The sequence below is a fragment of the Streptomyces glaucescens genome (genome assembly GCF_002154375.1).
In the GTDB taxonomy this organism is placed as follows: Bacteria; Actinomycetota; Actinomycetes; order Streptomycetales; family Streptomycetaceae; genus Streptomyces; species Streptomyces glaucescens.
In genome coordinates, this window is the sequence record NZ_MUND01000454.1 from 1 (window position 1) to 4,933 (window position 4,933).

4 protein-coding genes and 1 pseudogene are annotated in these 4,933 nt (G+C 77.3%); all 5 read left to right on the forward strand.

Going from position 1 to position 4,933, the window contains the following annotated elements:
• A partial coding sequence (locus CCN42_RS27280; protein ID WP_143662023.1) for a glycosyltransferase family 9 protein occupies window positions 1-591 on the forward strand: 591 nt, incomplete at its 5' end.
• A pseudogene (locus CCN42_RS27285) lies at window positions 588-1,515 on the forward strand (glycosyltransferase). The gene CCN42_RS27280 and the pseudogene CCN42_RS27285, both read left to right, overlap by 4 nt.
• Complete coding sequence (locus CCN42_RS27290; RefSeq protein WP_086739585.1) at window positions 1,512-2,780, forward strand: glycosyltransferase; 1,269 nt, start codon at window positions 1,512-1,514, stop codon at window positions 2,778-2,780. The pseudogene CCN42_RS27285 and the gene CCN42_RS27290 overlap by 4 nt, the downstream one beginning before the upstream one ends.
• Before the next feature lie 137 nt (window positions 2,781-2,917).
• Window positions 2,918-3,547: a D-sedoheptulose-7-phosphate isomerase gene (locus tag CCN42_RS27295; protein WP_086739586.1), complete on the forward strand. Its 630-nt coding sequence runs from the start codon at window positions 2,918-2,920 to the stop codon at window positions 3,545-3,547.
• The coding region (rfaE2, locus tag CCN42_RS27300; RefSeq protein WP_086739588.1) for a D-glycero-beta-D-manno-heptose 1-phosphate adenylyltransferase at window positions 3,544-4,933 on the forward strand (1,390 nt) is incomplete at its 3' end. The genes CCN42_RS27295 and rfaE2, both read left to right, overlap by 4 nt.

A 4,933-nucleotide genomic window follows, 5' to 3' on the forward strand; every position in this document is an offset into this window, starting at 1 on the left:
GACGAGCCGTATGTGGTGCTGCACCCGGGCGCCGCCGTACCGGCCCGGGCGTGGAGTCCGGCGCGGGCGGCGCGGGCGGTGGCGGCGCTGGCCGCCGAGGGGCACCGGGTGGTGGTCACCGGGGGGCGCGGGGAGCGTGAGCTGACCGCGCGGGTGGCGGGGCGGCACGCGCTGGACCTGGGCGGGGTCACGGACCTGCGGCAGCTCGCGGGGGTGCTGGCCCGGGCGCGGGTGGCGGTGACCGGGAACACCGGTCCGGCGCATCTCGCCGCGGCGGTCGGCACTCCGGTGGTGTCGCTGTTCGCCCCCGTGGTGCCGGCCGAGCGGTGGCGGCCGTACGGGGTGCCGTTCGTGCTGCTGGGTGATCAGCGGGCGGCCTGCGCGGGGACGCGGGCGCGCCGCTGTCCCACGCCGGGACATCCGTGCCTGGACGGCATCGGGGACGCCGAGGTGCTGGCCGCGGTGGCCGAGCTGAGCGGCGGCCGCACGACCGACCGACCGGTCGGGATGAATAACTTGACGGAGACAAGAAAGACGGCTCACCAGACAACTGTGACAAAAGGGGCAAGCGAGCAAGGAGTGACCGGGTGAACATTCTCCTGTGGCATGTGCACGGCTCCTGGACGACGGCGTTCGTCCAGNNGCCCGGACGGCCGCGGTCGGGCCCGCACCTTCTCCTGGCCCGCCTCGGTGCGCGAACTGCCCCCCGACGAGCTGCGCGAGGCGGAGGTCGACCTGGTCGTCCTCCAGCGTCCGCACGAACTGGAGCTGGCCGAACGCTGGCTCGGCGGCCGGCGCCCCGGCCGGGACGTACCCGCCGTCTACCTGGAGCACAACGCCCCGGACGGCGGCGTACCGGACACCCGGCACCCGTTCGCCGACCGCGACGACCTCACCCTCGTCCACGTCACCCACTTCAACCGCCTCTTCTGGGACAACGGCTCCACCCGCACCGAGGTGATCGAGCACGGCATCGTCGACCCCGGCCACCGGTACACGGGCCGGCTCGCCCGCGCGGCGGTCGTCGTCAACGAACCCGTACGGCGCGGCCGGTACACCGGCACCGACCTGCTGCCCGCCCTGGCCGAGGCCGCGCCGCTGGACGTCTTCGGCATGCGCACCGAAGGACTCGCCGCCCACCTCGGACTGCCCGGGGATCGCTGCCGGGCACTGGACCTGCCGCAGAACGAGCTGCACGCGGCGATGGCCGAGCGGCGGCTCTACGTGCACCCGGTGCGCTGGACCTCCCTCGGACTGTCCCTGCTGGAGGCCATGCACCTGGGCATGCCGGTGGTGGCGCTGGCCACCACGGAGGCCGTGGAGGCCGTCCCGCCCGGCGCGGGCGTGCTGTCCACCCGCCCCGAGATGCTGGCCGAGGCCGCCCGCCGCTATCTCGCGGAGCCCGAAGCGGCGGCCGAGGACGGGGCACGGGCCCGCCAGGCGGCCCTCGGACGGTACGGGCTCAAGCGCTTCCTCAACGACTGGGAGCGCGTGATGACGGAGGTGCGCTCATGACGGCATCGGTCGGTTCCCTGACCGCAGCACCGGACGCCGGCGGCCCCGGCTCCCTCGACATCGCGCTGGTCTCCGAGCACGCCAGCCCGCTCGCCACGCTCGGCGGGGTGGACGCGGGCGGGCAGAACGTGCACGTCGCCGCGCTCGCGGGCGCGCTCGCCGACCGCGGGCACCGGGTGACCGTGCACACCCGCCGGGACAGCCGGGAGCTGCCCGACCGGGTGCCGCTGCGCGACGGGGTCGAGGTGCACCATGTGCCCGCCGGGCCGCCCGAGCCACTGCCCAAGGATGAACTCCTGCCCCACATGGACGAGTTCGGGCGGCAGCTGATCCGGGTGTGGCGGTCCCGGCCGCCCGATCTGGTCCACTCGCACTTCTGGATGTCCGGCCTCGCCGCGCTGCACGCGGTGCGCGCCCTCGACCTGCCGCTGCTGCACACGTATCACGCGCTCGGCACGGTCAAGCGCCGCCACCAGCAGCTCGCCGACACCAGCCCGCCGCAGCGCATCGCGCTGGAGACCGAGGTGGGCCTGGGCTGCGACCGGGTGATCGCCACCTGCCGGGACGAGGTCGCCGAACTCGCCCGGATGGGCGTGCGCTCCGACAAGGTGAGCGTGGTCCCCTGCGGGGTCGACACCGAGCTGTTCACCCCCCAAGGTCCGGCCGCCCCGCACGGCCCCCACCCCTACCGGCTGCTCCAGCTGGGGCGGCTGGTCCCGCGCAAGGGCGCCGCGGTGTCCATCGCCGCGCTGGCCCTGCTGCCCGACACCGAACTCGTGGTGGCCGGCGGCCCGCCCGCACACGGGCTCGACGACGACCCGGAGGTACGGCGGCTGCGGGAGATCGCCCGCCGGGCCGGTGTCGCCGACCGGGTCCGGTTCACCGGCGGAGTGCCCAGCCGGCAGGTGCCGACGCTGCTGCGCGGCTCCGACGTGGTGCTGTGCCCGGCGGACTACGAGCCGTTCGGCATCGTGCCGCTGGAGGCCATGGCCTGCGGCGTCCCCGTGGTGGCCAGCGCGGTCGGCGGCCAGCTCGACACCGTCGCCGACCCCGGCACCGGCCGCCTCGTGCCGCCGCGCGACCCGCGGGCGCTGGCCCGGGCGGCCGCCGATCTCCTCGGCCGCCCCGAGACCCGCCTGGCGTGCGGCGCGGCCGGCCGCCGCCGGGTGCTGCGCCGCTACACCTGGGCGCGGGTCGCCGCCGAGACCGAGGCGGCGTACTGCGCCGTCCTGGAGGCCGCGCCGGCCGTGACGGAGGTGGTCTGAGCGAGCGCCCGGGGAAGCACCGGCCGCCAGGGCTCCGAGGGAGCACCGACCGCCCGCCTGTCACCGCTGCGAGCACCGACGTTCGAAGGAGGTGCGGGTTCCGCCGCCGTCGTCCCGAGGCGGTACGCCCGACCAGCATGAGCGAATCCCCTGCACTCGCCGCCGCCCGGCTGCACTGCCGGTCCCTGGAGCAGGCCCTCGTCCGGCTGCGCACCGACGGCCTCGGCCGGCTCGCGGACTGGGGCGGCCGGCTCGCCGCCGTCCTGCCCGCCGGCGGCCGGCTGCTCGCCGCGGGCAACGGCGGCAGCGCCGCCCAGGCCCAGCATCTGACCGCCGAACTGGTCGGCCGCTACCGGCACGAGCGGCCCGCGTTCTCGGCGATCTCCCTGCACGCGGAGACCTCCAGCCTCACCGCCATCGGCAACGACTACGGCTTCGACCAGGTGTACGCCCGGCAGGTCGCCGCCCACGGCCGCCCCGGGGACGTGCTGGTGCTGCTGTCCACCTCCGGCCGCAGCGCCAACCTGATCGGCGCGGCCGTCGCGGGCCGCCGGGCCGGGCTGCGGGTGTGGGCGCTGACCGGGCCCGCCCCCAACCCGCTGGCCGAGGCCGCGCACGAGGCGCTGTGCGTCGAGGCGGACACCACGGCCACCGTGCAGGAGGCCCACCTGGTCGCCGTGCACCTGCTCTGCGAGGGTTTCGACGCGGCCCTCGGCACCGAGGCCGCCGTCCGGGAGCGGGCCACCGTCGCCGGGAGGATGCCGTGACGGGGCCGCGGCGGCTGGTGGTCGTCGGGGACGTGCTGCTCGACGAGGACGTCGAGGGCGTCGCCACCCGGCTGGCCCCGGACGCGCCCGCACCCGTCGTGGACGTCACCGACGACCGGCGCCACCCCGGCGGGGCCGGCCTGGCCGCCGCGCTGGCCGCCCGCGGCGGGCGGGAGGTCGTCCTGGTGACCGCGCTCGGCGACGACGCCGCCAGCGAGGCCGTACGCCGGCAGCTGCGCGGCCGGGTCCGGCTGGTGGAGATCCCGCTGCGCGGCACCCTGCCCGTGAAGACCAGGGTGCTGGCCGGCGGCCGTCCGCTGGTCCGCATCGACCGGGGCGGCGGCGAACCCGGACAGCCCGAGCCCGGGGAGCCCGACGAGGCGGTGCGCACGGCGCTGGCCGAGGCGCACGCCGTGCTGGTCGCCGACTACGGCCGGCACACCGCGCGTGCCGTACGGCGGCACCTGGAGGCCGTCGTCCCGCGCACCCCGCTGGTGTGGGACCCGCACCCGAAGGGCGAGGCGCCCGTGCCGGGCGCCCGGCTCGTCACACCGAACGCGGCCGAGGCGCGCGGCCTGTGCCCCGGTGACGGGGAGTCGCTGCGCGCGTACGCCGAGCGCGGCTCGCGGCTCGCGGACCGCTGGCAGGCGGCCGGGGTCGCGGTGACGCTCGGCGAGCGCGGGGTGCTGCTGACCCGGCCCGCCGGGGGCACGCCGATGCTGGTCCCGGCGCCGTACCGGGCGGGCGGCGATCCGTGCGGCGCGGGCGACTGCTTCGCCGCGACGACCGCCGCCGCGCTCGCCGACGGGGCGCTGCCCGAGGAGGCGCTGCAGCGGGCGGTCGCCGAGGCCGCCGCGTTCGTGGCGGCGGGCGGCGCCGGGAACCCGGCGCTGTGGCGCACCGAACCCGACCCGCCCGTCCGGCAGGCCCCCGCGACGGACCCGTTCGCCGTCGCCGAGCGGGTACGGGCGCGCGGCGGCACCGTCGTGGCCACCGGCGGCTGCTTCGACCTGCTGCACGCCGGGCACGTCGGGCTGCTGGAGAGCGCCCGGCGGATCGGCGACTGCCTCATCGTGTGCCTCAACTCGGACGCCTCCGTGGCCCGCCTCAAGGGCCCCGGGCGTCCGATCAACCCGGTGGCGGACCGGGCGAGGGTCCTCCAGGCGCTCGGCAGCGTCGACGCCGTCGCGGTGTTCGACGAGGCCACCCCGCAGGAGCTGCTGACCCGGCTGCGGCCCGACGTGTGGGTGAAGGGCGGCGACTACTCCGTGCAGGAGCTGCCCGAGGCGGAGACGCTGCGCGCGTGGGGCGGGCAGGCAGTGGTCCTGCCGTACCTCGACGGCCGGTCGACGACGATGCTGGCCCGGCGGGCCGCGCGGGCCGCCG

Excerpts from the sequence above, each read along its gene's own strand:
- CCN42_RS27295 (WP_086739586.1), top strand. The coding sequence starts at position 2,918 with ATGAGCGAATCCCCTGCACTCGCCGCCGCCCGGCTGCACTGCCGGTCC.
- CCN42_RS27290 (WP_086739585.1), top strand. The coding sequence starts at position 1,512 with ATGACGGCATCGGTCGGTTCCCTGACCGCAGCACCGGACGCCGGCGGC.